The sequence below is a fragment of the Rhizobium sp. CIAT894 genome (genome assembly GCF_000172795.2).
Taxonomy (GTDB): Bacteria; Pseudomonadota; Alphaproteobacteria; order Rhizobiales; family Rhizobiaceae; genus Rhizobium.
The window spans coordinates 137,120-160,760 of the sequence record NZ_CP020950.1 but is presented as its reverse complement, the minus strand read 5'-3'; the positions used below and the strand labels follow the sequence as shown (position 1 = coordinate 160,760).

General features: G+C 58.1%; 25 protein-coding genes and 4 pseudogenes. 11 read left to right on the top strand and 18 right to left on the bottom strand.

Going from position 1 to position 23,641, the window contains the following annotated elements; all coding sequences use genetic code 11:
* Window positions 1-156: 156 nt before the first annotated feature.
* Together RHEC894_RS24795 and RHEC894_RS24790 are read left to right on the top strand one after the other, a co-directional pair.
* A pseudogene (locus RHEC894_RS24795) lies at window positions 157-610 on the top strand (transposase); the annotation flags it as partial.
* A gap of 575 nt (window positions 611-1,185) precedes the next feature.
* Window positions 1,186-1,857 (top strand): annotated as a pseudogene (locus RHEC894_RS24790) (group II intron reverse transcriptase/maturase); the annotation flags it as partial.
* 68 nt (window positions 1,858-1,925) lie between these two features.
* Here the strand turns inward: RHEC894_RS24790 and RHEC894_RS24785 are convergent.
* From RHEC894_RS24785 to RHEC894_RS24735, 11 genes are all read right to left on the bottom strand, one after another.
* On the bottom strand, window positions 1,926-2,111 hold the full coding sequence (locus RHEC894_RS24785) for a hypothetical protein (RefSeq protein ID WP_010065684.1): 186 nt from the start codon (window positions 2,109-2,111) through the stop codon (window positions 1,926-1,928).
* A 284-nt stretch (window positions 2,112-2,395) separates the two neighbouring features.
* Entirely contained in the window at window positions 2,396-3,883 is a 1,488-nt protein-coding gene (locus tag RHEC894_RS24780) for an NAD-dependent succinate-semialdehyde dehydrogenase (protein ID WP_008534338.1), read from the bottom strand.
* 23 nt (window positions 3,884-3,906) lie between these two features.
* Window positions 3,907-4,926 (bottom strand): ABC transporter permease, encoded by a 1,020-nt coding sequence (locus tag RHEC894_RS24775; protein ID WP_004668632.1) that lies wholly within the window; start codon window positions 4,924-4,926, stop codon window positions 3,907-3,909.
* Between the two features lie 11 nt (window positions 4,927-4,937).
* On the bottom strand, window positions 4,938-5,912 hold the full coding sequence (locus RHEC894_RS24770; RefSeq protein WP_008534336.1) for an ABC transporter permease: 975 nt from the start codon (window positions 5,910-5,912) through the stop codon (window positions 4,938-4,940).
* A complete protein-coding gene (locus RHEC894_RS24765) occupies window positions 5,909-7,462 on the bottom strand; it encodes a sugar ABC transporter ATP-binding protein (RefSeq protein ID WP_064842514.1) in 1,554 nt (517 codons plus the stop codon). Before RHEC894_RS24765 ends, RHEC894_RS24770 begins: the two co-directional genes overlap by 4 nt.
* A 91-nt stretch (window positions 7,463-7,553) precedes the next feature.
* Window positions 7,554-8,720, bottom strand: a complete 1,167-nt coding sequence (locus RHEC894_RS24760; RefSeq protein WP_064842512.1) for an ABC transporter substrate-binding protein — start codon at window positions 8,718-8,720, stop codon at window positions 7,554-7,556.
* Window positions 8,721-8,745: 25 nt separating this feature from the next.
* Window positions 8,746-9,642 (bottom strand): alpha/beta hydrolase, encoded by an 897-nt coding sequence (locus tag RHEC894_RS24755; RefSeq protein WP_004668623.1) that lies wholly within the window; start codon window positions 9,640-9,642, stop codon window positions 8,746-8,748.
* On the bottom strand, window positions 9,639-10,022 hold the full coding sequence (locus RHEC894_RS24750) for a hypothetical protein (RefSeq protein ID WP_004668622.1): 384 nt from the start codon (window positions 10,020-10,022) through the stop codon (window positions 9,639-9,641). Before RHEC894_RS24750 ends, RHEC894_RS24755 begins: the two co-directional genes overlap by 4 nt.
* Before the next feature lie 77 nt (window positions 10,023-10,099).
* Window positions 10,100-10,528 carry a carboxymuconolactone decarboxylase family protein gene (locus RHEC894_RS24745; protein ID WP_004668619.1) on the bottom strand — a complete coding sequence of 143 codons (429 nt, stop codon included), beginning with the start codon at window positions 10,526-10,528 and terminating at the stop codon, window positions 10,100-10,102.
* A 77-nt stretch (window positions 10,529-10,605) separates the two neighbouring features.
* Complete coding sequence (locus RHEC894_RS24740; RefSeq protein ID WP_085739610.1) at window positions 10,606-11,490, bottom strand: NAD(P)-dependent oxidoreductase; 885 nt, start codon at window positions 11,488-11,490, stop codon at window positions 10,606-10,608.
* A 313-nt stretch (window positions 11,491-11,803) separates the two neighbouring features.
* A complete protein-coding gene (locus RHEC894_RS24735) occupies window positions 11,804-12,484 on the bottom strand; it encodes a GntR family transcriptional regulator (RefSeq protein WP_004668612.1) in 681 nt (226 codons plus the stop codon).
* Between the two features lie 596 nt (window positions 12,485-13,080).
* On the opposite strand from RHEC894_RS24735, the gene RHEC894_RS24730 reads away from it, so the two are divergent.
* Both RHEC894_RS24730 and RHEC894_RS33535 read left to right on the top strand, forming a co-directional pair.
* A complete protein-coding gene (locus RHEC894_RS24730; protein ID WP_085739609.1) occupies window positions 13,081-13,416 on the top strand; it encodes a helix-turn-helix transcriptional regulator in 336 nt (111 codons plus the stop codon).
* Window positions 13,409-13,575: pseudogene (locus RHEC894_RS33535) on the top strand (type II toxin-antitoxin system HipA family toxin); the annotation flags it as partial. The gene RHEC894_RS24730 and the pseudogene RHEC894_RS33535, both read left to right, overlap by 8 nt.
* Before the next feature lie 353 nt (window positions 13,576-13,928).
* On the opposite strand, the gene RHEC894_RS24725 reads toward RHEC894_RS33535, so the two are convergent.
* On the bottom strand, window positions 13,929-14,432 hold the full coding sequence (locus RHEC894_RS24725) for a DUF4334 domain-containing protein (protein ID WP_225881754.1): 504 nt from the start codon (window positions 14,430-14,432) through the stop codon (window positions 13,929-13,931).
* Here RHEC894_RS24725 and RHEC894_RS33530 point away from each other — a divergent pair.
* Window positions 14,414-14,531 (top strand): annotated as a pseudogene (locus RHEC894_RS33530) (DNA polymerase IV); the annotation flags it as partial. The gene RHEC894_RS24725 and the pseudogene RHEC894_RS33530 overlap by 19 nt on opposite strands.
* A 204-nt stretch (window positions 14,532-14,735) precedes the next feature.
* A complete protein-coding gene (locus RHEC894_RS24720) occupies window positions 14,736-14,993 on the top strand; it encodes a hypothetical protein (RefSeq protein ID WP_245339559.1) in 258 nt (85 codons plus the stop codon).
* Here RHEC894_RS24720 and RHEC894_RS24715 read toward each other — a convergent pair.
* A complete protein-coding gene (locus RHEC894_RS24715; protein WP_008534295.1) occupies window positions 14,990-15,373 on the bottom strand; it encodes a hypothetical protein in 384 nt (127 codons plus the stop codon). The genes RHEC894_RS24720 and RHEC894_RS24715 overlap by 4 nt on opposite strands.
* A gap of 459 nt (window positions 15,374-15,832) precedes the next feature.
* Between RHEC894_RS24715 and RHEC894_RS24710 the strand changes: the two genes are divergently transcribed.
* On the top strand, window positions 15,833-16,330 hold the full coding sequence (locus RHEC894_RS24710; protein WP_085739607.1) for a helix-turn-helix transcriptional regulator: 498 nt from the start codon (window positions 15,833-15,835) through the stop codon (window positions 16,328-16,330).
* Between the two features lie 4 nt (window positions 16,331-16,334).
* Here RHEC894_RS24710 and RHEC894_RS24705 read toward each other — a convergent pair whose 3' ends face one another.
* A complete protein-coding gene (locus RHEC894_RS24705; RefSeq protein ID WP_010004503.1) occupies window positions 16,335-16,748 on the bottom strand; it encodes a hypothetical protein in 414 nt (137 codons plus the stop codon).
* A 9-nt stretch (window positions 16,749-16,757) separates the two neighbouring features.
* The gene (locus tag RHEC894_RS24700; protein WP_008534289.1) at window positions 16,758-17,306 is read right to left on the bottom strand and encodes a hypothetical protein; all 549 of its coding nucleotides are present in this window, start codon (window positions 17,304-17,306) and stop codon (window positions 16,758-16,760) included.
* A 254-nt stretch (window positions 17,307-17,560) separates the two neighbouring features.
* Between RHEC894_RS24700 and RHEC894_RS33115 the strand changes: the two genes are divergently transcribed.
* The 4 genes from RHEC894_RS33115 (at window position 17,561) to RHEC894_RS24685 (ending at window position 21,688) form a co-directional block, all read left to right on the top strand.
* Window positions 17,561-17,719, top strand: coding sequence for a hypothetical protein (locus RHEC894_RS33115; RefSeq protein WP_004672595.1), 159 nt, complete (start codon window positions 17,561-17,563; stop codon window positions 17,717-17,719).
* Window positions 17,720-17,888: 169 nt separating this feature from the next.
* Window positions 17,889-18,776: a hypothetical protein gene (locus tag RHEC894_RS24695; protein WP_225881756.1), complete on the top strand. Its 888-nt coding sequence runs from the start codon at window positions 17,889-17,891 to the stop codon at window positions 18,774-18,776.
* Between the two features lie 23 nt (window positions 18,777-18,799).
* The gene (locus RHEC894_RS24690) at window positions 18,800-20,731 is read left to right on the top strand and encodes a flagellar biosynthesis protein FlhA (protein ID WP_085739605.1); all 1,932 of its coding nucleotides are present in this window, start codon (window positions 18,800-18,802) and stop codon (window positions 20,729-20,731) included.
* 42 nt (window positions 20,732-20,773) lie between these two features.
* Window positions 20,774-21,688: a pectate lyase gene (locus RHEC894_RS24685; RefSeq protein ID WP_085739604.1), complete on the top strand. Its 915-nt coding sequence runs from the start codon at window positions 20,774-20,776 to the stop codon at window positions 21,686-21,688.
* Between the two features lie 60 nt (window positions 21,689-21,748).
* On the opposite strand, the gene RHEC894_RS24680 is transcribed toward RHEC894_RS24685, so the two are convergent.
* Genes RHEC894_RS24680 through RHEC894_RS24670 form a run of 3 tightly spaced genes read right to left on the bottom strand, consistent with a single transcriptional unit; the run spans window position 21,749 to window position 23,622 of the window.
* Window positions 21,749-22,546, bottom strand: a complete 798-nt coding sequence (locus RHEC894_RS24680; RefSeq protein WP_085739603.1) for an EscU/YscU/HrcU family type III secretion system export apparatus switch protein — start codon at window positions 22,544-22,546, stop codon at window positions 21,749-21,751.
* Entirely contained in the window at window positions 22,533-23,342 is an 810-nt protein-coding gene (locus RHEC894_RS24675) for a flagellar biosynthetic protein FliR (protein WP_004672591.1), read from the bottom strand. The genes RHEC894_RS24680 and RHEC894_RS24675 overlap by 14 nt, the downstream gene beginning before the upstream one ends.
* 10 nt (window positions 23,343-23,352) lie before the next feature.
* Window positions 23,353-23,622, bottom strand: coding sequence for a flagellar biosynthetic protein FliQ (locus tag RHEC894_RS24670; protein ID WP_004672590.1), 270 nt, complete (start codon window positions 23,620-23,622; stop codon window positions 23,353-23,355).
* Window positions 23,623-23,641: the final 19 nt, after the last annotated feature.

Here is a 23,641-nt window from a genome sequence, read left to right as displayed (position 1 = left end):
TTTCATTTGGCGCCGTTCGAAGAGCATCATCGTTTTCAGCAACCGAGTTTCGCCCCGCCACGAGCCCCCTAGAGCAAGTCCTGCGATCGATGAATCGATTGTGATGTGACGGCGTCCATCGAAGCTGATTCAACATCCACAGAGAAGAGGTGGATGATGGGACAAGCACTGAGCGATGATCTTGGAATACGGGTTTTGAAAGCGTCTGCGGCGGGCATGTCGGCTCGACAGGCCGCAGCTCGGTTCGGAGTTGGGATTTCGACGGCGATCCGCTGGATTGCAAGAGCGAAAGAGGGTGAGTTAACTGCTCGGCCACAGGGCTGGAGACGACCTTCGGCAGTGGATGCACACGAGGAATTCGTGTCGCGTTGATCAACGAGCGTAGGGATGTGACGCTCGATGAGATGGTTGAGCGCTTGTCCGTCGAGCGGCAGGTGAAGATCAGCCGCAGCGCACTTGGCGCCTGGCTCCGAGGCCGTGGGTGGACCTTTAAAAAAAGACCGCACACGCACTGGAGCAGGACCGACCGGACGTCCTGAAGCGCCGGCGCGCCTGGTTCGACGGCCAACTGGATCTCGATCCGGAGAAACTGATCTTCATCGACGAAAGTGTGCTGCAGAGGCACGGAAGGAGTTCAGTATGAGCTAACCCCGTAACGTGAAGCTGCGTGAATGATGGAGGATGGCCCTCCGGGATCGGCTTTCAGGAGCGGTTCAAAACCCGCCGAGGCTCTAATCGCAGTCGGATGAAAATTCAGTGGCAGGTCAGCGGGTCTCAAACCAGTCCGAGCTGCTGCGGCAAAGAGCCGTGGTGGTGCGCGTCGGATGAAAAGTTCGGACGAGATCCGAGCAGGTGCGTGTCCGAAAGACGAACGAAAGTGAACCCTCCGAAGACGCGCCGTTATGAATATAAGCGTCGTCGAAACCAGGACTGCTTCGTCATCCTGGGACAAGTCCGCCGGGTGCCTGATGATTGGGCGGGCGGCGACCGGCGTAGAGGGGCGTGAGTTGGACACAGGCTTTCACGCGGAACTGCAGGAACCAGGCTCCTGATGCCAAGGGAGAAGCCCAAGCGGAGAAACCGTAAGGCGAGAGCGGACCGATCCGTATGAGCGTTGAGGGCCCTGTAATGGGGCCGGAGCAAAGGGATCAGGTGGTCGTATTGTTTGGAACAACTGGAAACAGGATGACTTCGATAGGTACGACAGACAAGCCGTTTCGGATTGAGAAGCGGCAAGTGTACGAAGCTTACAAAGCGGTCAAAGCCAACCGTGGTGCAGCCGGGGTGGACGGTGAGACCCTGGAGATGTTTGACAAAGACCTTGCGAGAAATCTCTACAAGATCTGGAATCGGATGTCTTCTGGGGCTTACTTTCCGCCGCCGGTGCGCGCCGTCTCCATTCCAAAGAAGACTGGAGGCGAAAGGGTTTTGGGTGTGCCGACGGTCAGTGATCGGATCGCGCAGATGGTGGTCAAGCAGATGATTGAGCCGGATTTAGAGCCGCTCTTCTTGCCAGACTCCTATGGCTACAGGCCGATGAAGTCGGCGTTGGATGCCGTTGGGGTAACGCGTCAGCGGTGCTGGAAGTACGATTGGGTTCTGGAATTCGACATCAAAGGGCTGTTCGACAATCTTCCGCATGATCTCTTGCTGAAGGCGGTCAAAAAAGACGTCAAATGCAACTGGGCTCTGCTCTACATCGAAAGATGGTTGACCGCGCCTATGGAAAAGAACGGAGAAGTCATTGAGCGGACGCGTGGTACCCCGCAAGGGGGCGTGGTCAGCCCGATCCTATCGAATCTCTTCCTGCATTACGCGTTTGACGTCTGGATGACCCGGACGCATCCGGATCTACCATAAAGGCCTGGCGCCGGCGAAGATCGGCGGCTACGTCAAACCGACACTGAGGGTGCGGCCGCCGACAACTACACCTTGACGCGTCGCTGGTTGACGCGAATGGCTTTCGCTTGACCCTCCACGCTCGCACGTGCAGCATCGTCGGCCTGATCGATTTCAGGACGAACGCGTGCATCGATCGGGTGGTGATCATGCTCCTGCTCAGGACTTTGATACGTTGAAACGACAACGCCACGGTGCAACAGCTCGTTCATGTCGTGTTACCTCTTCGAAGGCTACAAGCTATCTGGGAAAGACTTACCTTGTAGGGCATTGGCGGAAGGATCGACAATCGAAAAGACAGGCAGAAATCTCGTCTGCAAGGCCGGCCCCAGAAGGGGTCGGAAGGGAAGATCCGTAGGACAGCTCCCGCGAAACCTCTAGAAAAGTCCAGCCTTTTGGGACCTCGCAACCGGCGGAGAGGATGTTGCTGTCCTGCCTCTATTCAACAGACCTCTCCCCCTTTAAGTTCAGTCGGCGAGCGACCCTTGGGCGATCGCTATGCGCCGATCCCGCCCATGCAGACGTATTTCATGGATAAGAAGTCATCCATTCCGTACTTTGAGCCCTCTCGGCCGAAGCCGGATTGCTTGACGCCGCCGAATGGCGCTAATTCGGTGGAAATCAGACCCGTGTTCACGCCAACCATGCCGTATTCCAGCGCCTCTGTGACCTTCCAAACGTTCCTGAGGTCGTTGGCGAAAAAGTAGGCTGCCAAGCCGAATTCCGTATCGTTCGCGAGTTCGATGACTTCCTCGACAGTATCGAACTTGAACACCGGAGCTAGAGGCGCGAAGGTTTCCTCACGCGCAACCTTCATATCCTTTGTCGCACCCGAGAGAAGCGTTGGTTGAACGAACGTGCCTCCGCGAGCATCGCGGTCACCACCAACCACGACAGTCGCACCCTTGGTCACAGCGTCATCGATATGACCATAGAGCTTTGCTACCGCTTCATCGTTGATCAACGGGCCGATCGTCGCCCCGCTCTCAAACCCGTCAAGAACCTGCAAGGCACTCACGCGCATTGCCAGCTTCTCGACGAACCTGTCATGGATCCCGCTCTGTACGTAAATACGGTTCGCGCACACGCAGGTCTGACCCGCGTTACGAAACTTAGAAAGCATAGCCCCCTCGACCGCCTGGTCGAGATCTGCATCGTCGAAAACGATAAACGGCGCATTGCCGCCGAGTTCCAAGCTCAGCTTCATGATCTTCTGGGCGCCTTGCGCCATCAAGATACGGCCAACTTCGGTCGAACCGGTGAAGGTCAGTTTCTTGACGACCGGGTTGGAGCAGACCTCCTCGCCAAACATTCTTGCATTATCCGTCGGGAGGACGCTGAACAAGCCATCGGGTATTCCGGCACGCTCCGCGAGGATCGCCAATGCAAGCGCCGATAACGGAGTCTCGGCAGCAGGCTTGAATACGATCGCGCAGCCGGACGCGAGCGCCGGCGCGATCTTGCGGCACACCATCGCCGACGGAAAGTTCCAAGGAGCGATGGCGGCCACAACGCCAACCGGCTGCTTGATGACAAGCAGTCGCTTGTCGGCCTGGTGACCTGGAATGGTGTCACCATAGACACGCTTGGCTTCCTCACCGAACCATTCGATGTAGGAAGCGCCGTAAGCAATCTCGCCACGCGCTTCCGCCAGTGGCTTGCCCATTTCCGATGTCAGAATTACGGCCAGGTCTTCAGCGTTAGCTACCACCTCTTCGTAGAACTTCCGCATGATCAGCGAGCGTTCCTTCGCCGAAACCTTAGCCCACTTCTTCTGTGCAGCCTTTGCAGCATCGATAGAGGCTCGCACTTCAGCAAGGCCAGCGCTAGGCAGAGAGGCAAGGACGTCCATCGTGGAGGGGTTTAGCACGTTGATGCGTGTGCCGTTTACCCCTTCGCTCGACCACTTTCCTCCAACCAGCATCTGCTCGCGAACGAGAGTCTGGTCCTTTAAACGGCCTAGCAGGGTGCTGGAGATTGCCATGGATCTTCCTTTCTATGCATTGATCATATCTGATTTCGAATGTGTGGTGACCGTGCGTATATCGCTACCATCGGAACGATGAGCAGACCGACGACAGCCTGCTGCGCCGGAAAGTTCAGTCCGAGGCCAACTAGAAGCGAGGTCAGTACAGTCAGGACAAGAACACCGAGCACTGTCGCGCCATAGCCGCCCGCCCCACCAAGAAGCGACGTCCCTCCAATCACCACCGCTGCTACGGTGGTGAAAAGATAAGGGTCGCCCACGCCGACGAAGCCACCACCGGAAAACCCTAGTAGCAGCATGCCCGTGATTGCAGACATGGCACCGCTGACGCTATGGATGACGGTCCAGACCTTGAACTCGGAGATCCCGAGGCGGGCGGCCGCCGTCCGGCTTCCGCCGACGGCGTAAATGCTGCGGCCAAACCAGGTGTTGTACATGAACCATCCAAGCGCGATGGCGACGATAGCCCAGATCACGATGACCGGAGGCAGCGACAGGCCGAAAAACTTTCCGTTGAACGCCGAAATGTTCCTCAGCCATTCGGGTACCGGAGCAAACACTGTACCACCAAACGCCGAGCCGAGTGAGGTGTAGATCTGGACCGCACCGACGGCCGCGAAGCCAACTCCGAGCGACATGATCAGCGCTTGCCCTTGGAGACGGAAGCTCAGGGCGCCATTGGCGGCCCCGACAAGCGCACCGAGGAGCATGACAACCAGCATCGCGAGGGGAGCGGGAATACCTGCGACCATAAGGCTGGGAAGGAGGATGTTCGCGCCTCCAATAATATATGGTATCGAAAGATCGAGCGCACCGACCAGAGCGCACAGCGTCTGGCCAATGGAGGCAAGCCCCAGAAACGCTGCGAGAAGAAGGATTGAACGCGCGTTTTGGGATGATACGAAGCCGGGGACCAGCAATGCACCGAGTGCTAAGAGAGAGGCCAGAAGAACAAAGCCAATGACGATGCTCCGATGAGCCTTGAGCGGGTTAGACTTCTGAGCCGATTTGATTTCGGAATTCATAACTGTCGCGACCATTATCTTGCTCCTTACACAACCGCGCGGCGACTGATGACAAAGACGTTCACGAGAAGTGATCCGACGAGGATTAAGCCGAATGCCATCTGGGTAACGAACCCCGAAACCGTGCCGAAGTTGAAGGTGGAGAGGAGATAGGAGATGAGGAACATGTTGATCGCGCCAAGCGTAGATCCAAGTGCTCCACCACGACCACCGGAGAGGCTCGCACCTCCGAGAACCAGGGCCGTAACAGCCTGAAGGGTGTAGGTGCTGCCCTGCGTCGGATCACCAGAGGAGATCAGCGCCGTGTAGCTGAGGGCGGCAAGTCCAGCGAATGCTCCACCAACAACGTGGGCGATGATGCGGACTGCGTCCACTCGAACGCCGCTCGTATACGCCATGCGCTCATCCGCACCCGTCATGCGAAGGTTGCGGTAAAACATAGTCCCCCTGAGAAGGAGCCATAATGCATACGCTGCAACCAGCAACAGCAAAACAGGTGACATGATGTCGGTCCCCGCCCCCCAGCTAAGCATCCAGTCGGGCGCGACTCCACCCGGTCGGGACATCACCATCAGGTTCAACCCGGAGAGGACAAGAAAACCCGACAGCGTAACGATTATCGGAGCGACACGCACATAAATGATAACCAGCGCCTGGAGTAGCTGGAATGCCGCTCCCAGGCCGACTGCCCATACTATCACTGCGATAGGGTTGGTAATTCCGTTACCCACAAGCCAGGTAATAAGGGTAACGTTGATGAACCCCATCAAGGGGCCAACTGAAAGGTCCACTGCTCCACGACCCGCCATGACAATGGGGGTGAGGGCAAGCGCCGTTAGAATCAAGGGCGTGGCGACAAGGATTGCACCTGCGAGGCCGTTGTTCGTGAATAGCCCGTGTCCGCGTAGGGCAACGGCGACCAAAAGGACAATGAAGAGGCCGGCCGGCACGAAGAGGGAACGGTCCTGGGTGATTTGACGGAATGCGATTCCAGACATCATGCAGTCCTTTCCAGATCGAACTCGATGGAGGCGTTTGGCGATTTTCCAAACATTGCGGCCAAGATTGGCTCTTCCGCTATGTCCTCGCCCGCTAGCGACCGGAAAAGCCTTCCAGCAAAGAAGACGTCGACGCGGTCCGCAAAGCCGATGAACTCTTCGATTTCGCTTGATAGATAAATCACGCTGCCACCCTTCTCCGTGAACAGGCGCAGTTCGCGGTAGAGATCGCGCTTCGTTCCGAGGTCGACACCGCGAGCGGGATCGTTAAGGACGATGACGGACGGTTCGTTTGCAAAGGCACGGCCGATCAAAACTTTTTGCTGATTTCCGCCCGACAGTGAGGTGATCTTGTTCGCCGGACTTCCAATCTTAATCCGGAGCCGATCCACCTCGCGTTTGAACATGGGTTTGAGGCCGGCCTTATTGATTATACCAAGAGGACCGAGGTTCTTGCGATAGACGCCGATGGCAAGATTTTCGAAGATGCTCTGCTGAGGGAAGATACCTTCACGCTTGCGGTCGCCGGAAATATACGAGATTCCTGCTTTGGCAGCGTCTTCGAGCGATGCGACCTTTTTCATTCTCTCGGTGCTGGATGACCAGACTTGGACATTACCACCAAAAGGCTGGATGATACCCGCAACGGCGCGTACGAAAGCGTCCTGCCCCTGCCCGTCGAGTCCTGCAACACCGATGATCGCTCCTTTCGGTAGATCGAAATCGAAGGGCGCTGCCGCGCTGTGAGTAACGAGGTCTCTTACCGCTACCACGGCCGGCGCGGCGGCGCCTACTTGCTTTGATTCGTACGCCTTCGCGTCGCTTGCGTTTCGGTCCGCGGGCGTCATCATTGAAAGCAGGTTCTCTTCAGTTATTTCATGCTTCTCGAGCGTACCAATGGTGACGCCGTCGCGAAGGATCGTGGCTCGATCGGCGATGCGGACAAGTTCAGCGATCCGATGCGTTACGATCAGCACGGTCGCACCTTCCCTACGGAGACGATCAATTTCCTCGTGGAGGCGGATCGTGGAATCGAGGTCTAATGCCGCAGACGATTCATCGAGGATGAGGACCTTCGGCCTGCGCAAGACCGCTCGCGCAATAACTATCCATTGCTTGACGCTCAGAGGCAATGCCCCAACGTTCTGATCGAGATCCACGGGCTTGCCGACGAGGCGTTTCAGGATCTCCTCAGCCTCGGTACGCCGACCACTGCCGCCCTGCGAGCGGAAGATGCCGTCGCGCCCGACATACAGGTTTTCCAATACACTGGCCTCGTCGGCCACCAGCACTTCCTGGAAGATCGTTGTCAGCCCGATGCGCTTGGCGTCAGTCGGAGTCGAAATCTCTTCTCCAAGGACCGAAACGCTCCCGGAATCTGGGTGCAACACTCCAGACATGATCTTCGCCATCGTGCTTTTGCCACTTCCATTCTCTCCGACGATGGCGTGCACTTCTCCGGCCCGGGCTTCAAAATCACACTTCTTTAAGGCCTTAGTCTCGCCGAAAGACTTGGCAACATTGATCAACTTGATCGTAGTTTGGTTTTGCATCGGAGATCCTCTAATCCCAACGGCCGCGCGAGGCGGTCCTCCCACAAGAGAAACTTCTGTCCGGTGGCAAGACCCACCGGGCAGAACAGTTTCACTTCGACACAGGCTTCCAGGGATCAGCCGGGCGTTCGAAGTAGTCTGCAGCAATCGCAGCAGGAAACCACCCGTCCGCCTTGGGCTCCACGAAGTCTGTCGAGTTCAAGTCGCAATCTTCTGGTATTGCCGCGCGGACTTCATCGATGGTGTAAGGCAAGACGGGTCGAAGGAAGGACTGAACCTTAGGGCCTTGTCCCTCCAATGTGCGGAGCATGATCTCCCACATCTGTTGCATCTCGCGACGCGGCGGCCAAATATGGAAACTCCTGTCCACAAACTCGGGGTTCTTGCGCCAGTAGCACGCGGCGGAAGCTTCCCCCCCGAGAGTAATCGGGATCATGTCTCGACCTGACTGCAGCATTGCGTTGAGAACGCCGTTCTCTTGGGCCCCCTGCGTGAGGATCCCATCAATCTTCGTCGGGTTCGTCGCAAGAAACTTCTGAACTTCGACCTGGGCCACCTGGTCGGTCCACTTCCCTGCAACTTCACCGACGATCTTTATGTCTGGGTACTTAGCAAGTGCTTCCTTAGCCGCTTTGTCAAAGCTGTCCGAAGAAGCGAAACCGGGAATACCAGAAACGAGAAGGATATTGCCCTTCTTTCCTATTTTTTCCGCCAGCCACGTCGCCATCTCGGCGCCGCCCTGCGCGTGATTGGCCGCGCCATTGATGGCGTATGGCGACGTCACGTAGCCCGAAAATGAGAACACCGGCACACCGGCTTTGTAGGCATATTCGATCGTCTGATTAAGAGCCGTGACGTTCGAGCAGCAGATGATGATTGCATCGACGCCTTCGTCCACCATCTGACGCATCTGCTGGATCTGAACGGCGTCTTTAAGATCCGACTGGGTGACCACGACATCAGACACCAGGCCCGCAGCCTTTGATCGCGGTAAAAGATCGCTCATGACCGCATCGAGAGCTGCGGCTCGCCAGGTGTTGCCAGCGTAGCTGCTTGCATAGCCGATCTTCCACGGAGGAAGCTTTTTGGGCTTGAAGTCTTTGTAGGCGCTCGCCCCCAATGGAATCTGCGGATCTACAGTTTCATAGATCTTCTTTTCTGTAGCCGGTAGCTGATCGACACCATCCGCGTAAGCGGTTGTCGCCAGGGCGCTAACCGAGATCAGCGCCCCAAGTGTGACATTCAGAATGCACCTCATTGAAGTTCTCCTCCCGAGAAAAGGATCAGGCAACCTTAGACCGGGCTGCTGATGACTGCTGGATCTCCTCAAGAATCGGCAACAGATACTTCCGGAACTCGCTATAGTCCTCAGTAACGGGAAAATGTCCGAGCTTTTCCATTGTCCAAAACTTGGAGCCTTTGACCAGGTCTGCAGCAATCTTGGTATCGGCCGGGGACGTGTTTGGATCGTATTCGCCCGTGAGGAAGTATAGCATACATTTCGACGTATCGATTTTGCTGGCTTCTTCTGGCGACACATCGTGGTCGTAGTAGTAGTAATAAAGATCACCCGCGAAGATTCCCGGTCCACCGCAGCTGTATTCCCACTGGATTTCACGGACATTCGCTTCTGGCGAGTACGGTGAGATATTCAGCATCATCGCCGCACCGATGGAGGTGCGATTGACGTTCGGATTGTCGAACTCCCTGCGGATGCCAGCCATACCGACGTCGACGTACTCCGCCGCCGAGCGCAACGCACCTTCGACCGAGATCGTGGCGCGGAAGTTGTCCGGATAGTTCGATGCCAGGTCGATCGCGAGATGGCCGCCCATGGAGCTGCCCAAATAAACGGGGCGGTCTAGGTCGAGCGCTTTTGAGAGTTCGAGCTGGAAGTCCATCATGAACTTCTTGGTCATGTTGTATTCTTTCTCCCACCAGCGAACGCCGTAGGGGGGAAGGGACTTGCCGTGATACGGCAGATCGAACGCGATGACGCGAAAATTTTTCGTCACGTCGGAATCGCAAAGCATATGACGGTATTGGCGACCGTCGGACCCTGCCGTATGACCGACGAGAAGCGGAATCCCCTGGCCCGCTTCTTCGTAATAGACGCGGTACTCGATACCTTCTACGGTGAGATAGAGATAACGGCCGATAATGGGGTCAAACTTGGTCATGCTGCTGCTCCTTCAGAACGGGCATTGCGCATCAGGGTGGTCATGCGGTTGAGAGCAGGCAGATACGCGAAGGTTTCGTTGTTACTGCTAAGGTAGAGGCCATGCTTGATGTTTGATGACTGCAAGCACTGATAAAACGGCAAGGGTTTGTGCTGAAGCAGCGCCTCCCACTGTGAACCGGTCCCGCGTATGACGATAGTGCACTTGTCGTCGTCGTATTCGGCCTCTTCCACCTTTAGCAGCGTACCGTCCTCGAAATGAAGCGCTACACTGCGGGTAGGGAAATCGCATTTTAATATACCGTTAAGATAACGAGTTTCGCGCTTGAACTCGAAATCCTCCCGCACGAATTCTATGAATTTCTTGAGATCTATCGCCATTTTAGGCTCCTCCCTTGTTGATAAGCGCTGAGAACTCCGCGCATGTTGTACATGCCCCCTCACGGGACAGCACATTCTCAAATGCCCATTTCGGTGAATACTTCCTGGGCATGCCTGAAACTGTCGATGCCTGCTGGCACACCAACGTAGATAGCCACCTGAAGGAAGATCTCCTGGATCTCCTGTTTCGTAACACCGTTGTTGATGGCGCCGCGGATGTGGCCTCTGAGCTCGTGCGGTCGGTTTAAAACCGCTATCATTCCAAGGTTGAGGATCGATCGAGCGCGACGGTCGAGGCCAGGTCGGTTCCAGATATTGTCCCAACAATACTCGGTGACGAGTTCCTGCATCGGCCAGGTGAAGTCGGTCGCCTTTCCGAGGGCCGCATCAACGTAAGCGTCCCCCATCACCTGCCGACGAGTAGCAAGTCCGCGCTTGAACTGCTCCGATGGAGCTGTTCGCTCGCCGGCCTTAGACCCCTTATCTTTCCTGTCCAAAGTGGCCATTGGGTTTCGCTCCCTTCATCATATTTGACAGATTATCAGACAATTTTCAACTGTCAGTTTGGCGTAGTTTTTCGCGGTCAGGCCTGATCTTTCACGAACTGCGCAATTTTCGTATGGTCGACATCGGGGCCTAAAGCATGCCGAGCAGCATCCCAGGCATCAGCGGTACCGGCCAATGTCGGCAGATGGAGATTGAGCGCCTTCGACAAGTCCGCTGCAATCCTAATGTCTTTCGCCATAAGCCCCAAAGCAAAACCAGAGCCAAAAGTCTCCGAGAGGATGAACTGCTTCATCTTCACTTCTGTTGCGTTGTTCTTGCCAGACGACGAGTTGAGAATATCGACGATCGTTCTAGGATCGAGACCAAACGTTCGGCCAAGAAGAACGCCTTCGATAGCTGCCAGAACCCCGGCTCCCGATACGAAATTGTTGATGGCTTTCATGGCGTGCCCTGAGCCGATCGGGCCTGTCCTAAAAATCTGGCCGCCCATGGCGCACAGGATGGGATCAGCTTGATCGATATCGTCAGAAGCACCGCCTGCCATGATAGTAAGAGAGCCTTCGACGGCTCGCTTCACTCCGCCTGACACGGGAGCATCGACCAGCCGCAAGCCCTTCTGATGCAAGCGCTCTGCGAGCTCACGAGTATCATTGGGCGCCGATGAGCTCATGTCGATGACAAGCGCGTCAGCACTCAGGGATTGCCAGGCCCCATCCTTGAAGAGCGCGTCTTGAACAATCTTGCCGTTGGGAAGCATGGTAACCGCAACATCGGCGCCATTGAATGCTTCCGCTACCGTCTCTGCCGGAACGCCGCCGACGGCCGCGAACCTTTCCCTAGCCTCGGCCGATAGATCAAAGCCAGTGACTTCGAATTGAGCCGACAACAGATGTTGTGCCATCGGCCCGCCCATTGCGCCGAGACCAATAAAGGCGACGCGCAGATTTTTTCGTGGTGACAACGTCCCGCTCCCGAATGTGAGGCAAGCACAATCAGCTACCTCCGTTAGTGAGGAGTAGTTAACGACCTATCAGACAATCTGTCAATCGGAAAATTCATGCTTGGGCCGGCGCGCCCTCGCTACGACGCCAATTTTGCTGTCGCTTCTTCAATCACCTCACTTAAAATGACCGTGCAAGCAGCACCCATCTTATCGTCCGATGGACACCAGAGAGGTTGTTGCGTTGTCAAAAGCACCGTGCCGGAAGGATTTGATTACACCCGGCCACCTACAGCATCAGACAATCTGTCAATTTTCGGAAAATCTTATGGCATCAGCCTGAGGTGTTGTTGCGCAGGTACTCGAGTGCGACTTTCGCAGCCATATCAATGTGGTGCTTACAAGCGGCCGCAGCCCTGGGTCCGTTGCGATTTTGGATCGCTTCGGCAATCTCTTTGATTTCTGCAATGCTATGTTTGAGGCGCCCCGGTTGTGTCATCGAAGTCATGCGCAGAAGATTGATCCGGTTGTGCAGCGATGTTAGCATTTGCCTGACGAAGACGTTTTTGCTGCCATCCATCAAGCAGTCATAGAAGGCGTTTTTGGCAGCGATGAGCCTGTGTCCCACGCCGCTTTCCGCCGACGCTTCGAATTCTCTAACGGCATCTTGCAAAGTGGCAATATCTTCCGCCGTTCCATTTTCGGCGAACTGCTGACCAGCAAACCCCTCGAGCAGCGCGCGGACGGTGTAGAGCTGAGCGGCCTCCTCATAGGTTATGATACTGACAACTGGACCCTTGTGGGGGAAGCTTGTGATCAATCCCTCTGCCTCAAGCTGCCGAAGCGCTTCACGGACGGACGTGCGACCCACGCCGATCATTTCGCAAAGCTCGCGCTCGACGAGCCTTTGCCCCGGCTTGAACTTGCCCGTCGCAATAGCCTGTCTGAGCCTTTCTTCGACTTGCACTCGAAGAGAGGCATTTTGCCGAGCGACCTGCAGCTCCACATCTACCATGATCAATGTCCTACGTAGCACTAATGAATTTGAGCTAAATATATGGCTGCTTCGCGGGGAACTTTCAATCAGATTGTCTGATGAGCGGTCATTAGCAACTATTCTCGAGGATTGAGCCCGCTGTGTAGAGGTCGGCTTCCCGATCCATGAGGAACCGATCGGTTGGCGCGCCATAAGTGGAAATTCTAGTCCAAATGGCCTAGTTCAATTGGTGTCCTGATGGCCGACAATGTCCGCCCGCCGATTTCTCAAAACCAGCCACGGTTGCGACCCTGATCGACGAGGTGTCCACGGTCACCGACACCACCGCATCTTCCAGGAGCACCCGTTCGACTAAGGGCCGGGTGCAGCTTGGCAATCGGCAAAAGCCGCATCAGCAGACGATAGTGGTTCCGATCGCGCCTCCAGTCCGGAGGCGGCATCGATCTTGAGCGCCTCAAGATCCGCCATCTTTCTTCGCCTGCCAGCCTGGCTCGTACTTGCGCTATCGCTCCCGCAATTCCCATTCTAACCACTTTTCTCTCTGACCATCTCTCTTGAAAAATTGTAACCTTCGTGCTACATATCTAGGGCAATCTGTAGTGCGAAGGTGACAAATTCCGACACCTCACAACCCTCCGGCCGCTGTGCGGCGCGCGCTGCGCAAACTGGGCGCAGACATCCACGACGCACGTCGACGTCGCCGCCTGCCTATGGCGGTAGTAGCCGAACGTGCCTTCACCTCACGCTCAACGCTTCAAAAGATCGAGGCCGGCGACACCAATGTCAGCATCGGCATCTATGCAGGCGTCCTCCAGGCACTCGGCCTGCTAGATGGGCTGAGCCAAGTCGCCGACATCGGTAACGACAGCGTCGGCCAGTCTCTGGCCAATGCAGAGTTGCCCAAGCACGCTCACCCAAGGCGATCACCGGGATCGTCACGCGATGGCTGATTTCGAAGTTCATCTCGACCCTCACGGCCGCACACGTCCCATCTGGCCCGGAGCAATCGCGCCCGTGGTGCCGAAACAATCGTGTTTGAGTATGATCGTGCCTGGCTCGAGGACCCCGGCCGCTTCTCGCTGCAGCCCGCTCTAGCTCTGAGCTGGGGAGAAAAATCGTAAGCATCCGGCGAAGGCCGCTTTCCTGGCCACTTAGTTCTCCGTGACCAATGGAGAAGGCAGGCACAATGCTGTATGCATTGGGTAGGCGAATAATTTTCTTGTCGCGGTAAGGGGTGCGCAATGACCTACAGGACTGGCTCCATTGCCACTGTCTGCCCACGATGCGGCAAACCCGCCCTACAATCCCCAAGCAAGGGGATTTGGTGCGTTCAAATCTGCGCTTTTACCTCGTCCGGCCAGTGCCGGTGAACCTCACGGCCAGACTTCCTGGTCGTGAGAACCTCCAATGTATTCTCCATGGAGAAACTCCCGTTGCTCGTCCATGGTAAGGCGATCACAGATCAATGCGGCGAGGACAACGTGGGAGCGGCACACCGGTTACGCTTGTATTTCAGCATGATATGACCTTTCGATGAGCTCATTAGGAACTGCCGTCTCGACGGTTCGTGCCTTACTTGCGCAGAGCGAAATTTCGCGCCCATGATCCTCTCGGCGTCGATCCGCCGGAAATGGTCGACGATGGGTTGATCGTCATAGACCATGGCCGCGCTCTTGACGCAGCCGAACATCATGGCCTTCAAAGACGCGACCGGGCCCTCGCCCGCAGCCGGCGCTGGAGATAGGAAAACTTGGTTGCTTGCCAAACGCGTCCTGTCGATCTTATAAAAACGCAACGTTAGCCGAAGCGGGATCCATTTGGGATCCACGGCAACCAGCCGCCGGTCTCCCGCTCGAAACAGCAGCACATCGGCGCGCATGTCCGGCGTGAACCGTTTGCCGAACCAGCCAAGATCTTCGAGCACACCATCGAACGATGCCCCGTCGATTGGCGACTGTCTATCCATTCAAGCGGCCAGTGCGGCTGCTCGGCGTCACGCTTTCAACGCTGACGACCTCCGATCGGCAATGCACGACCCCAGTCCCAACTTGATCTCGGGCTCTGACGGCCCATCGCCCCGAAATAGAAAAGCCTGCCGCGGGAGGAGGTGCGGCAGGCTTTCCTAAAAGAACCGAACGGCGACCTGGGAGGAGGAGTGCCGCTGTTCCCACAGACGTCCCTTTGGGAGGAGGAGTGGGCCGTCTAAACTTCGAAGCGTTGCGGGAGGGAGCATCGCTTCGATGAAAATAGCAATACTCGGGCCAGCGCCATGAAGCCAGCGTCTATGTTGCACTGCAGCTATGCACCCGCCGCAACAATCGGCAAGGCATCGAGCATTCCTACCCCTGATTTTGTCGGCGGCTCTGCCGCTGTTACAGAGTGGAACCGCTACAACGTCAAGTTCGATATCGAAAGCCCCAAGAAGGCCGTGACAGTTCGCGGCGGCCCTGCCGTCATGGAAAGTAGCGCCGCTGGAGACGGTGGCCGGCAGCTAAGCTGGATCGGTGCGGTTCGCGACAGTCATTAGGGGACACCCGGTGACAGACAGTATGAAGTGGCAGTCGCTCCCAGAAGCGCAAGATGTTCTGCGGGTATGTTTTCACCGTTAAGACCCGGCTGTACAATCCCGATCCGGTACTCGATGAACTTGCGTCGGGCAGCCTTTCGAAGCGTGGCCAAGTCATTCAGGCTGCCTCGAATGAAACGGGCCCGGCCCTTAAGATGCGATGTTTCTCTCACGGTCAGGTGGTTGATGAGGTTCTTCAAGCTCCATGTCCCCTTCACCCCCTTCTGTGCTTGACCGCAAACGAGGTAAAGATCGTCCGCCCGGCGCCCCATTACTGCCTGCGAGTATTTCAGATGCCAGAGAAGTACGGTGACGGTATCGTCCGTCTCCTCGATCGCCACGACGTCCGCGCTCTCCAAGGTGTCATCGTCATCTCTTCCGGGAGAGTGGGCAGACAATCCTCGCAATGGGCGTTCCGCTGATCGCACCTCCTTTGGTTTTCTGACCACTTTACCGCCCGAAGCGTGACCTCTCGCTTTTGAGGCAAGTGTCCGAGCGTAAAGCGAAGCTATTGAATCTTGTAAAGAATTCGGTTGCGCAGCAGGCGGATTCCCGCTATCTTTTTCGATAGGGCAGTACGCGCTGCCCTGGGGTGTGGAAACCCCTACACGTGGTTGATGCCGGCCGTAACGGCATCACACTCCTTGACCTTCGGTCGAGGAGCCTGTGGCGTATGTCCAGGTTCCTCGGAACTAAAGGCCACAGGACCGTCGTGTACGGTTTCCAACTCCCCGATCAGTGGGTTTAGCGAGTTTTCAGCGGGGGCGCACCGCGTGAAACTCTCCATCGGGGTGTCCACCATGAAGCGCTATGCAGCAGCACAGGTCCGGACTTCGAGGCCTGCGCAAGCCGAACAGTCGAATGTAGCGCGCGAGTTGGTGCATCCAGTTGATCGGCATGTCGGACAGCAAATCCGTATGCGCCGAATGCAGTCGAATGTATCCCTAGGGGATCTCGGCGCCGGCATCGGGGTCAGTTTGCAGCAGGTACAAAAATATGAAAGCGGTAAGAACCGCGTCAGCGCTTCGATGCTCTACGAGCTTGCCAATTGCCTCAAGATCCCTGTTTCGAGGTTTTTCGAAGGTCTTCCAGATCCCGAAACCACTCAGGGCCAGCAAATCATAACAGAGATCGATGAGAAGATTGCCTACATTTCCACGGCGGAGGGACGGCGTCTGATAGACGACGTTTTGCTCCTTTCTCCGCGTGTGCGCAGCCGGGTCGTTGCCCTCGTCAGCTCGATTGTCGATGAAGAGATGGAAGAACAGAAGCCGGTTGGTTCATCTGCTGGTTCTTAGCTCCCTACCGGTCGATTTTCTCCGCTGCTTCCAGCGAAAATTCGACGCGCAATACCGCCTTCTGTGCTCGCGAAAAATCGGCGGCGACGTGTTCTGCCCGCTCTTGCGCGGCGCGCCGGGCGGCTTTGTGTTGCGCAAGCGATAGGCCGGCATCGGCTTCATGGCTGCGCAATACGGATTGTCGCATCAGCGCGTCCTGAAGCTCGGCGGCGGCGATGACACCACTCTCGCGTAATACGTCGACGACAGGATTGCCGGCGGCCCGGCTTGCCGCGATGTCGAGCGCTTCGGAGGCTTTCGTTTCCCGCTCCCGCGCGCTTTCGGCATCCGCCCGCGCCTCGGAGAGGCTGCGGGAAAGATTGTCCGCCCGCAGGCTGCGGATCTGCAGCAACTGCCTGAGAGATTTCAACGCCTTCATATCAGCCGCTCAGGCACCGTTGTTCGTCGTCAGGATTTCCAGCTGGCCGCCCTTGATGACCTTGATGCTGTCGGCTTGCTGCCGGCTCAGCACGTCTTCGACGGCCTTGGTGAAGACGGCGGGCCCGCGCACCAGCACCAAGCCGCTGGCGGGATCTTCACGCAGCGCATCGTCCGGCAGCAGCGGGAACAGCGCGCGAATGGCGTTTTGCTCGGTCTTCCAGCTGCGGCCGCCGCGATCGAGGACAACGGTGGAGACCTCCTGCTTCGGCGCGATGATGATGCGGCTGCCGTCATAGGCGACGAAGAGATTGCTGGCATCGCCAAGCTTGACAAAGGCCTTGGCTCCGCTTTCCCGGACGGACCAATGCTCGACCTTGCCGCTCAGCGTCCCGACTGTCGTGACCGGGATGCCGGACATGAAGGACAGCGTCTGGACGACATCGCCAAGCGGCAGGGAGACGACATCCAGGCGCACCTCCCGCTCGCTGGCGCCGGCCGGTGGAGGAAAGGAGGCCAGCAGTCCGATAGCGGCCATGTAAACAAAACGCGCAAACATCTGAGTTTACCTCACGATCCGGATATCGCCCGACAACTAATGAACGAATGAAGGCAGGGGCTGCGAAATCCAATCTATTAATAATTATCTGATCTACTGTTGCAGATCATCGGTCCGCTGGGAACAGGACGGATATCCATTTCGCGCATTTGTTGTACATATCGCGAATTAATAACTTTTTAACATAAGCTATTGAATTCGATCTTGAATTCTGCAAGGCTCTGGCCGCCAAAACCATGCAAGGAGTTCAAGACATGGCTAGTACTTCGACACTTGATGCGGGCATCGGCTCGGCGATTTCCGCCTTCAAGTCGGCCCAGAACGAAGCGACCGAGCAGAGCCTGAAGGTTGCAACCGAAATCACCAAGATCAACGGCGTCGCAAACGCCATCAAGAAGATCGGCCCAGGCTGATTGAAACAATGGCGAGACGGGTTCGCCCGTCTCGCTTCCCCGCTCTCGAAGACAATAAAAGCCGCTCGACGGACGGTTCGGGAACAAGATGGTTATGGATCTAGATTCCTCTTCGCCGACATTCAGAGGTAACGCCGGCAACGCTGCGTCAGGCAGCGGCGGACCGGTCTTGCGCATCACGCGTGCCGGGCGCAGCTCCGTTCTGCCGTTGACGGCGGAGCGGCAGGTGGTCGGCGGCAGCGCCGATTGCGACCTGATCATCCTCGGCGCCAAACCAGAACCCGCCTTTGCCATCAGTTTGCAGCGCTCCCGCGGCTCCGACACGGTGTCGTTGACCGCGCTGCGGGATGACGTCGTGATCGACGGTCGTTCCATCCCACGCGATCGGACGATGAGCCTTACGAAGAGGCAGACCATCTCCTTCGACGGCACGGCCTGCGAACTCGAAGCTCTCGGCGCCGGGCGCGTGCGGTTCGCGCCACGCCGGATTGCGGCTGCCGGCCTTCTCGGGCTGGCGGCGTTGCTTTTGCTGGCCGGGCTTTACAACAGCGATGCGCCGGCTCACGAAGCCCCGCTCGTCAGGGTTTCCGCCGCGCCGGAACCGGCGCCGTCATCGGCGGCAATTGCTGCCGAAATCCGCCAGGTCATTCGTATGGCTCAGCTTCCCCAAGATCTGAGCATCGTCGCCACCGCCGACGAAATTCGCATCGGCGAAGGATCGCGCCCTCTCGGCCTGCCCGACAAGGCCAAGCTGCGCAGCATCATCGCCTCGATGAGCCGGCGCGGTTCCGTTTCCATCGTCGATCTCACCGCCCTCTCTTCCGGTCTCGACGGCTTCGTCGCCGCCGCCGGCTATACGCCCGTCAGATTCATCATCGGCTCCGACGGCCGCCGCTACGAGGAAGGCGATGTCGTTTCGAGCGGCTGGCGGATCAAGGAGATCGGCAAAGACCAGATGACCGTTTCCCGCGACAATGAGGACGATACGGTCAATTTCGCCCCCGCCGGCAGTGCCGAGCCGAAGCTCGCCGAAATTTCCAGCAGCGAACAAGAATAGGCGATGGCGTCGGAAGCCGGATCATGAAGGTAAGGTCATCCGCCATCGCCATGCTTGCGCAACGCACCGATATGCTGCTTGCGGTGTTTTTCGCCTCCGTCGTGACGATGCTGGTGCTGCCGCTTCCGACAATCGTTCTGGACGTGCTGATCGCTTTCAATCTCTCCTTCGCTTTCGTGGTGCTGATCACCACGACCTATCTGAAGAGCGTGCTTGAAATCTCGACCTTTCCCGCGGTCATTCTGATCGGCACGCTGTTCCGCCTGGCCTTGACGATTTCCTCGACCCGGCTCGTGCTGGCGGACGCCGATGCCGGCGAGATCATCATGGCCTTCGGCGATTTCGTCGTTGCGGGAAATGTCGTCGTCGGGCTGATCATTTTCCTGATCGTGGCGCTGGTGCAGTTCATCGTGGTGACGAAGGGCGCCGAGCGCATCGCCGAGGTCGGCGCCCGTTTCACGCTCGACGCCATGCCGGGCAAGCAGCTCGCCATCGACAGCGACCTGCGTAACGGCCATATCACCACGGAAGCCGCGCAGAAGCGCCGGTCGCGCCTCGAACAGGAGAGCCAGTTCTTCGGGGCGATGGACGGCGCGATGCGCTTCGTCAAGGGCGATGCGGTCGCAGGATTGGTGATCGTCGCCGTCAATCTCATCGGCGGCCTGGCGATCGGTATCTTCCAGAAGGGCCTGAGCTTTGCCGAGGCCGCCCATCTCTATACGCTGCTGTCGATCGGCGACGGTCTGGTGTCGCAGATTCCGTCCATTCTGATGGCAGTCTCGGCCGGTATCGTCGTGACCCGCGTGTCCGATGACGGCAACGGCAGTCTCGGCAGCGATATCGGCCGCGAACTCTTCCGGGAGCCCCGTGCATTGGCGATTGCGGCGGCGCTGACGATCTGCGCGGGCTTCGTGCCGGGATTTCCCACAGGCGTGCTCGGCGCGATCGGCCTGTGTCTGGCGGGCCTTGCCTTCATGGTGCATCGCCGGCGCGCCGGCCCGGCCGCGGCCGGATCGGCGAATGCCGTGGAAGGCGCCAATTCCTATCCGCTCGACAGGACGAAATATGGCGATCCCGTCATCGCCACCGTCGCGGTGGAAACGCTGGCGCGGCTTGAGGCGATGCGGCTCGGCGAAATGCTGGACGGGCGGATCCGCATGGCGGCGCGCGCCGTCGGCGTCTCCGTGACGGTGCCGACGTTCAACGCCGATCCCCGCATGGCCGAGGATCTGATCCATCTTCAGGTCGAAAACGTGCCCGCCGGTCTCGTCAGCTGCGATCCTGAACGGACGGCCGAACAGATTGCCGACGACATCGTGCGCATCGTCCGCCGCCATATCGGCGCCCTGTTCAGCGTCGACGACGCGGCACAATGGCTGGGCAGCCTTGAACCGCGTCTCGGCAAACTGGCGATCGACGTCGCCAGCCAGGTGCCGCTGATGCTGACGGTCGCGGTCGTCAGACGCCTGCTGGATTCCGGCGTGACGCTTTCCCAGCCGCGCGGACTGCTGGAAGTGATGCTGCACGCCGGCACCGATCACGCGCCGGATACTCTGGCCGAAATGGCGCGCGCCGCGCTGGTCAAGCAGATCGCCTTCGGGCTTCTCGACCGGCGCGGATTGCTGCCGGCGCTGGTGCTTCCCGCCGAATGGAACCACTTCATCCGGTCCTATGACGCCGCTGGAGCGACCGAGAAGATCGAAATAGCCGAAAGACTGCGCCTGCTGGCCGAGAAAGCCAGACAGGCTCTCGAGGATGCCAACGAGCGGGGATACGATCCCGTCATCATCGTGCCGGGCGAATGGCGCCTGCTCACCCAGACGCTGATGATCCACCACAACTGCCGCATTCCGGTGCTGGCGGCGGAGGAGATCGACAGGGACATAACGATCGAAACCATCGGAGAGATCGGGCAAATCCGGAACGCTGCCGGCTCCAAACAGAGGCCGGGCTAATAGAGCAAGTGAAGTAGACGAGACCAACTGGGGATGAATGCAATGTGTGGCGTAGATGGACAAAGGCCCATAGACTTCGACAGAACCTCCCGTTTCGACCTTGAGTCCGGTTGCCTTGGCGGCAGCAATAGTGCCGACACGGATTTCACCGCCATCCGAACCCGCAAGGTCTCGCCCTTCGAAGATTTCTCCGGCAACCCGCCGACGCTGACCTCCTATGTGCCGAAGTCGCGGGAAACGTCGGAAAACGGCATGGATTCCGACCCCAAGGATCTGCTGCGCAAGCACATCAACTGGCAATCCGACTCCAAGAAGGTGGATCCATCCGACGAGAAACAGGCCACGACTTTGCAGACCACGACGGAAAAACCCGACCTCTCGAAAGAGGGCAGCGTCATCGTCGTCAACGAGCCGATCGTCGTGGATGGCGGCGTGTTCGACGGCAAGGGGGCGACCTATACGGCCTCTTCCAAGCTCGGCGATGGCGGCCAGTCCGAAACCCAATCGCCGCTGTTCATTCTCAAGAACGGCGCGACGCTCAAGAATGTCAATCTCGGCGAGAATGGCGCCGACGGAATCCACGTCTATGGCGGCGCGACGCTCGAAAACGTCAATTGGCAGAATGTCGGCGAGGATGCGCTGACGGTAAAAAGCGCCGGCGACGTCACTATTATCGGTGGCTCCGCCAAGGGCGCGACCGACAAGATCTTCCAGATCAATGCCGACACGAGGTTCTATCTGAAGGATTTCGTCGCTGACGGCTTTACCACGCTCGTGCGCACCAACGGCGGCAAGCAGATCGACGCCGACGTCACCATCGATGGCGGGGCGTTCTCCCACGGCAGCAACGTCTTCCGCACCGATAGCTCACTTGCCAGCGTGACGTTCCTCTCCGATATCACGCTGGACGATGTGAAGAACTGGACGCGTGTAGGTGACAACCAATCGGGCGTCTGAGACGCCCGACCACCGGAACCGCAAAGCGAAGATCAAGCGGGCGGCTTAGGCTCCCGCTTTTCATCGCCGGCCTGGTCCTTGCCTGCGCGGCGGGCTGCTGCGCATTTCCGCGCCGATTTGCCGGCGCGCCGATTTCAGCTTCGGATCGCCCTGGGTATCCTTGTATTCGCGCCGCGCCTCGGTCTTGGTCATGCGGTGTTCGTGCCTGAACAACGCGCGCGAAATGCGGATATCGAAAAACGCCGCCGCCACCATGATGCCGGCGGCAATGACGAGGATCGAGCCGAGGAGATGGGCTGTCGTGGAGAGCGTGCATGCTTCTCCGCAAAGAGGCGACCAGAAGATGCTGTTGAGGAAATAGAGGATCGCACCGCCGCCGGCGGTGGCGAGCAGGACAAACTTGACGAGCCCCTTGACGAACTCGGCGATGCTCGCGAGCGAAAAAAGCCTCTTGATGCCCTCGAACGGATTGAGCCGGGTGAAATCGAAGCTCATATGTTTGAACGATACGGGAAACCCCTGCCCGTCGAGGATCGACACCAGGATGGTCGCGGCAAGACCCATGGCAAGCGGCAGCCAGATGAGATCGAGCAGCGCCACGCCGGTTTCGCTCAAGCCGACAGTGACGGCGTCGGAGAGGTCGGCCCGCGCGGCGGACTGCAGGCCGCTATCGAAACTGCGGGTGAAATCCTCGAGGATATCAGGCAAGCCCCAGGTGACGTAGACGGCGATGGCAAGAACGGAGATCGCAACCGGGATTTCCTTCGAGCGGGGAACCTGGCCCTCGCGCCGGAGCCGATCGAGCTTCACCCGGCTCGGCGGCAGGGTTTTTTCCTCGGTATCGTCATTTTTGGCCATGGGTCACCTCCAGCATGGCTTTCACCTCGTTGAATCCATCGATCCAGAGATCGTGGAAATAGCTGGAGATGAAGGCCGTGTAGATGACGAGAATGACCACGACCGCGAAGTTCTTGATGGCCGGCAGGCTATCGTTCAGCGGGAATTGTTTCGACGAGCGGCCAACGAAGGCCAGCGACAATTCGAGCGCGCAGGTGACGATCATGAACGGGGCGGCAAGCAATCCGGCCGCTTTGAACAGCCGGCCGAATACACCGAGGATCATGTCGAGCGGATCGTCGGGCATGGCGGGCATGAGCTTGAAGAGCGGCCAGAACTCGAACGACTTGTAGAAAATCGCGACCAGATCGATGATGCCGCCGGCGCTGACGAAAATCACCAGGGCGATCGACATCATCAGCGAGCCGAGCGGCGCGGTTTCCAGCGCGTTGATCTGGTCGAAGAGATTGGCGGCATTGGCGCCGCGATAGACATCGGTCATATCACCCGCCGCCTGGGCCGCCCAGAAGGGAATGCCGAGCCCCATGCCGATGAGCGCCCCGAAGCAAAGTTCCTTCATCGAAAGGGCGGCCAGATCGAACCAGGACGTATCTCCGATAGCCAGCACCGAATAGGCGAAGGCGACGGAGGGCGCCGAAAGGCCGATTGCCAGGCCGAAACGTAAGATACCGACGATGCTGAACAGCGAGAAGATCGGGAAGATCAGCAGGATCCCGAGCGCGCGGGCGGCGCCGAGCATCGCCGCGGCCGGTGCCGCGACCTCGATGCCGACGAGCGGAAGATGATCCGGCCCCATCCGCCCCGCCTCACTGAACCATGGTCGGGAAGTCGTTGAGGATATGAACGGAATGTTCGATCAGCGGCGTTGCCAGCACCCGGCCGAACAGCAGCAGGGTGATGGAGATCACGAAAATCTTGACGATCTGCGCGATGGTCTGCTCCTGGATTTGCGTTGCCGCCTGGAAAATGGCGATGATCAGCCCGAGAAGCGCGGCCAGGCCCAGAATGGGGCCGGCCAAGGCGAAGGTCGCCATGACGGACATGCCGATTTCGGCTGCGACCTGGTCTTCACCCATGACGGCAGGCCTTTCGCGT

Bases quoted from the DNA above. Each gene is read 5' to 3' on its own strand.
- RHEC894_RS24785 (WP_010065684.1), bottom strand. From the start codon at position 2,111: ATGAACGAGCTGTTGCACCGTGGCGTTGTCGTTTCAACGTATCAAAGT.
- RHEC894_RS24780 (WP_008534338.1), bottom strand. From the start codon at position 3,883: ATGGCAATCTCCAGCACCCTGCTAGGCCGTTTAAAGGACCAGACTCTC.
- RHEC894_RS24775 (WP_004668632.1), bottom strand. From the start codon at position 4,926: ATGGTCGCGACAGTTATGAATTCCGAAATCAAATCGGCTCAGAAGTCT.
- RHEC894_RS24770 (WP_008534336.1), bottom strand. From the start codon at position 5,912: ATGATGTCTGGAATCGCATTCCGTCAAATCACCCAGGACCGTTCCCTC.
- RHEC894_RS24765 (WP_064842514.1), bottom strand. From the start codon at position 7,462: ATGCAAAACCAAACTACGATCAAGTTGATCAATGTTGCCAAGTCTTTC.
- RHEC894_RS24760 (WP_064842512.1), bottom strand. From the start codon at position 8,720: ATGAGGTGCATTCTGAATGTCACACTTGGGGCGCTGATCTCGGTTAGC.
- RHEC894_RS24755 (WP_004668623.1), bottom strand. From the start codon at position 9,642: ATGACCAAGTTTGACCCCATTATCGGCCGTTATCTCTATCTCACCGTA.
- RHEC894_RS24750 (WP_004668622.1), bottom strand. From the start codon at position 10,022: ATGGCGATAGATCTCAAGAAATTCATAGAATTCGTGCGGGAGGATTTC.
- RHEC894_RS24745 (WP_004668619.1), bottom strand. From the start codon at position 10,528: ATGGCCACTTTGGACAGGAAAGATAAGGGGTCTAAGGCCGGCGAGCGA.
- RHEC894_RS24735 (WP_004668612.1), bottom strand. From the start codon at position 12,484: ATGGTAGATGTGGAGCTGCAGGTCGCTCGGCAAAATGCCTCTCTTCGA.
- RHEC894_RS24725 (WP_225881754.1), bottom strand. From the start codon at position 14,432: ATGGATAGACAGTCGCCAATCGACGGGGCATCGTTCGATGGTGTGCTC.
- RHEC894_RS24720 (WP_245339559.1), top strand. From the start codon at position 14,736: ATGAAGCCAGCGTCTATGTTGCACTGCAGCTATGCACCCGCCGCAACA.
- RHEC894_RS24710 (WP_085739607.1), top strand. From the start codon at position 15,833: ATGAAGCGCTATGCAGCAGCACAGGTCCGGACTTCGAGGCCTGCGCAA.
- RHEC894_RS24705 (WP_010004503.1), bottom strand. From the start codon at position 16,748: ATGAAGGCGTTGAAATCTCTCAGGCAGTTGCTGCAGATCCGCAGCCTG.
- RHEC894_RS24700 (WP_008534289.1), bottom strand. From the start codon at position 17,306: ATGTTTGCGCGTTTTGTTTACATGGCCGCTATCGGACTGCTGGCCTCC.
- RHEC894_RS33115 (WP_004672595.1), top strand. From the start codon at position 17,561: ATGGCTAGTACTTCGACACTTGATGCGGGCATCGGCTCGGCGATTTCC.
- RHEC894_RS24690 (WP_085739605.1), top strand. From the start codon at position 18,800: ATGAAGGTAAGGTCATCCGCCATCGCCATGCTTGCGCAACGCACCGAT.
- RHEC894_RS24685 (WP_085739604.1), top strand. From the start codon at position 20,774: ATGTGTGGCGTAGATGGACAAAGGCCCATAGACTTCGACAGAACCTCC.
- RHEC894_RS24680 (WP_085739603.1), bottom strand. From the start codon at position 22,546: ATGGCCAAAAATGACGATACCGAGGAAAAAACCCTGCCGCCGAGCCGG.
- RHEC894_RS24675 (WP_004672591.1), bottom strand. From the start codon at position 23,342: ATGGGGCCGGATCATCTTCCGCTCGTCGGCATCGAGGTCGCGGCACCG.
- RHEC894_RS24670 (WP_004672590.1), bottom strand. From the start codon at position 23,622: ATGGGTGAAGACCAGGTCGCAGCCGAAATCGGCATGTCCGTCATGGCG.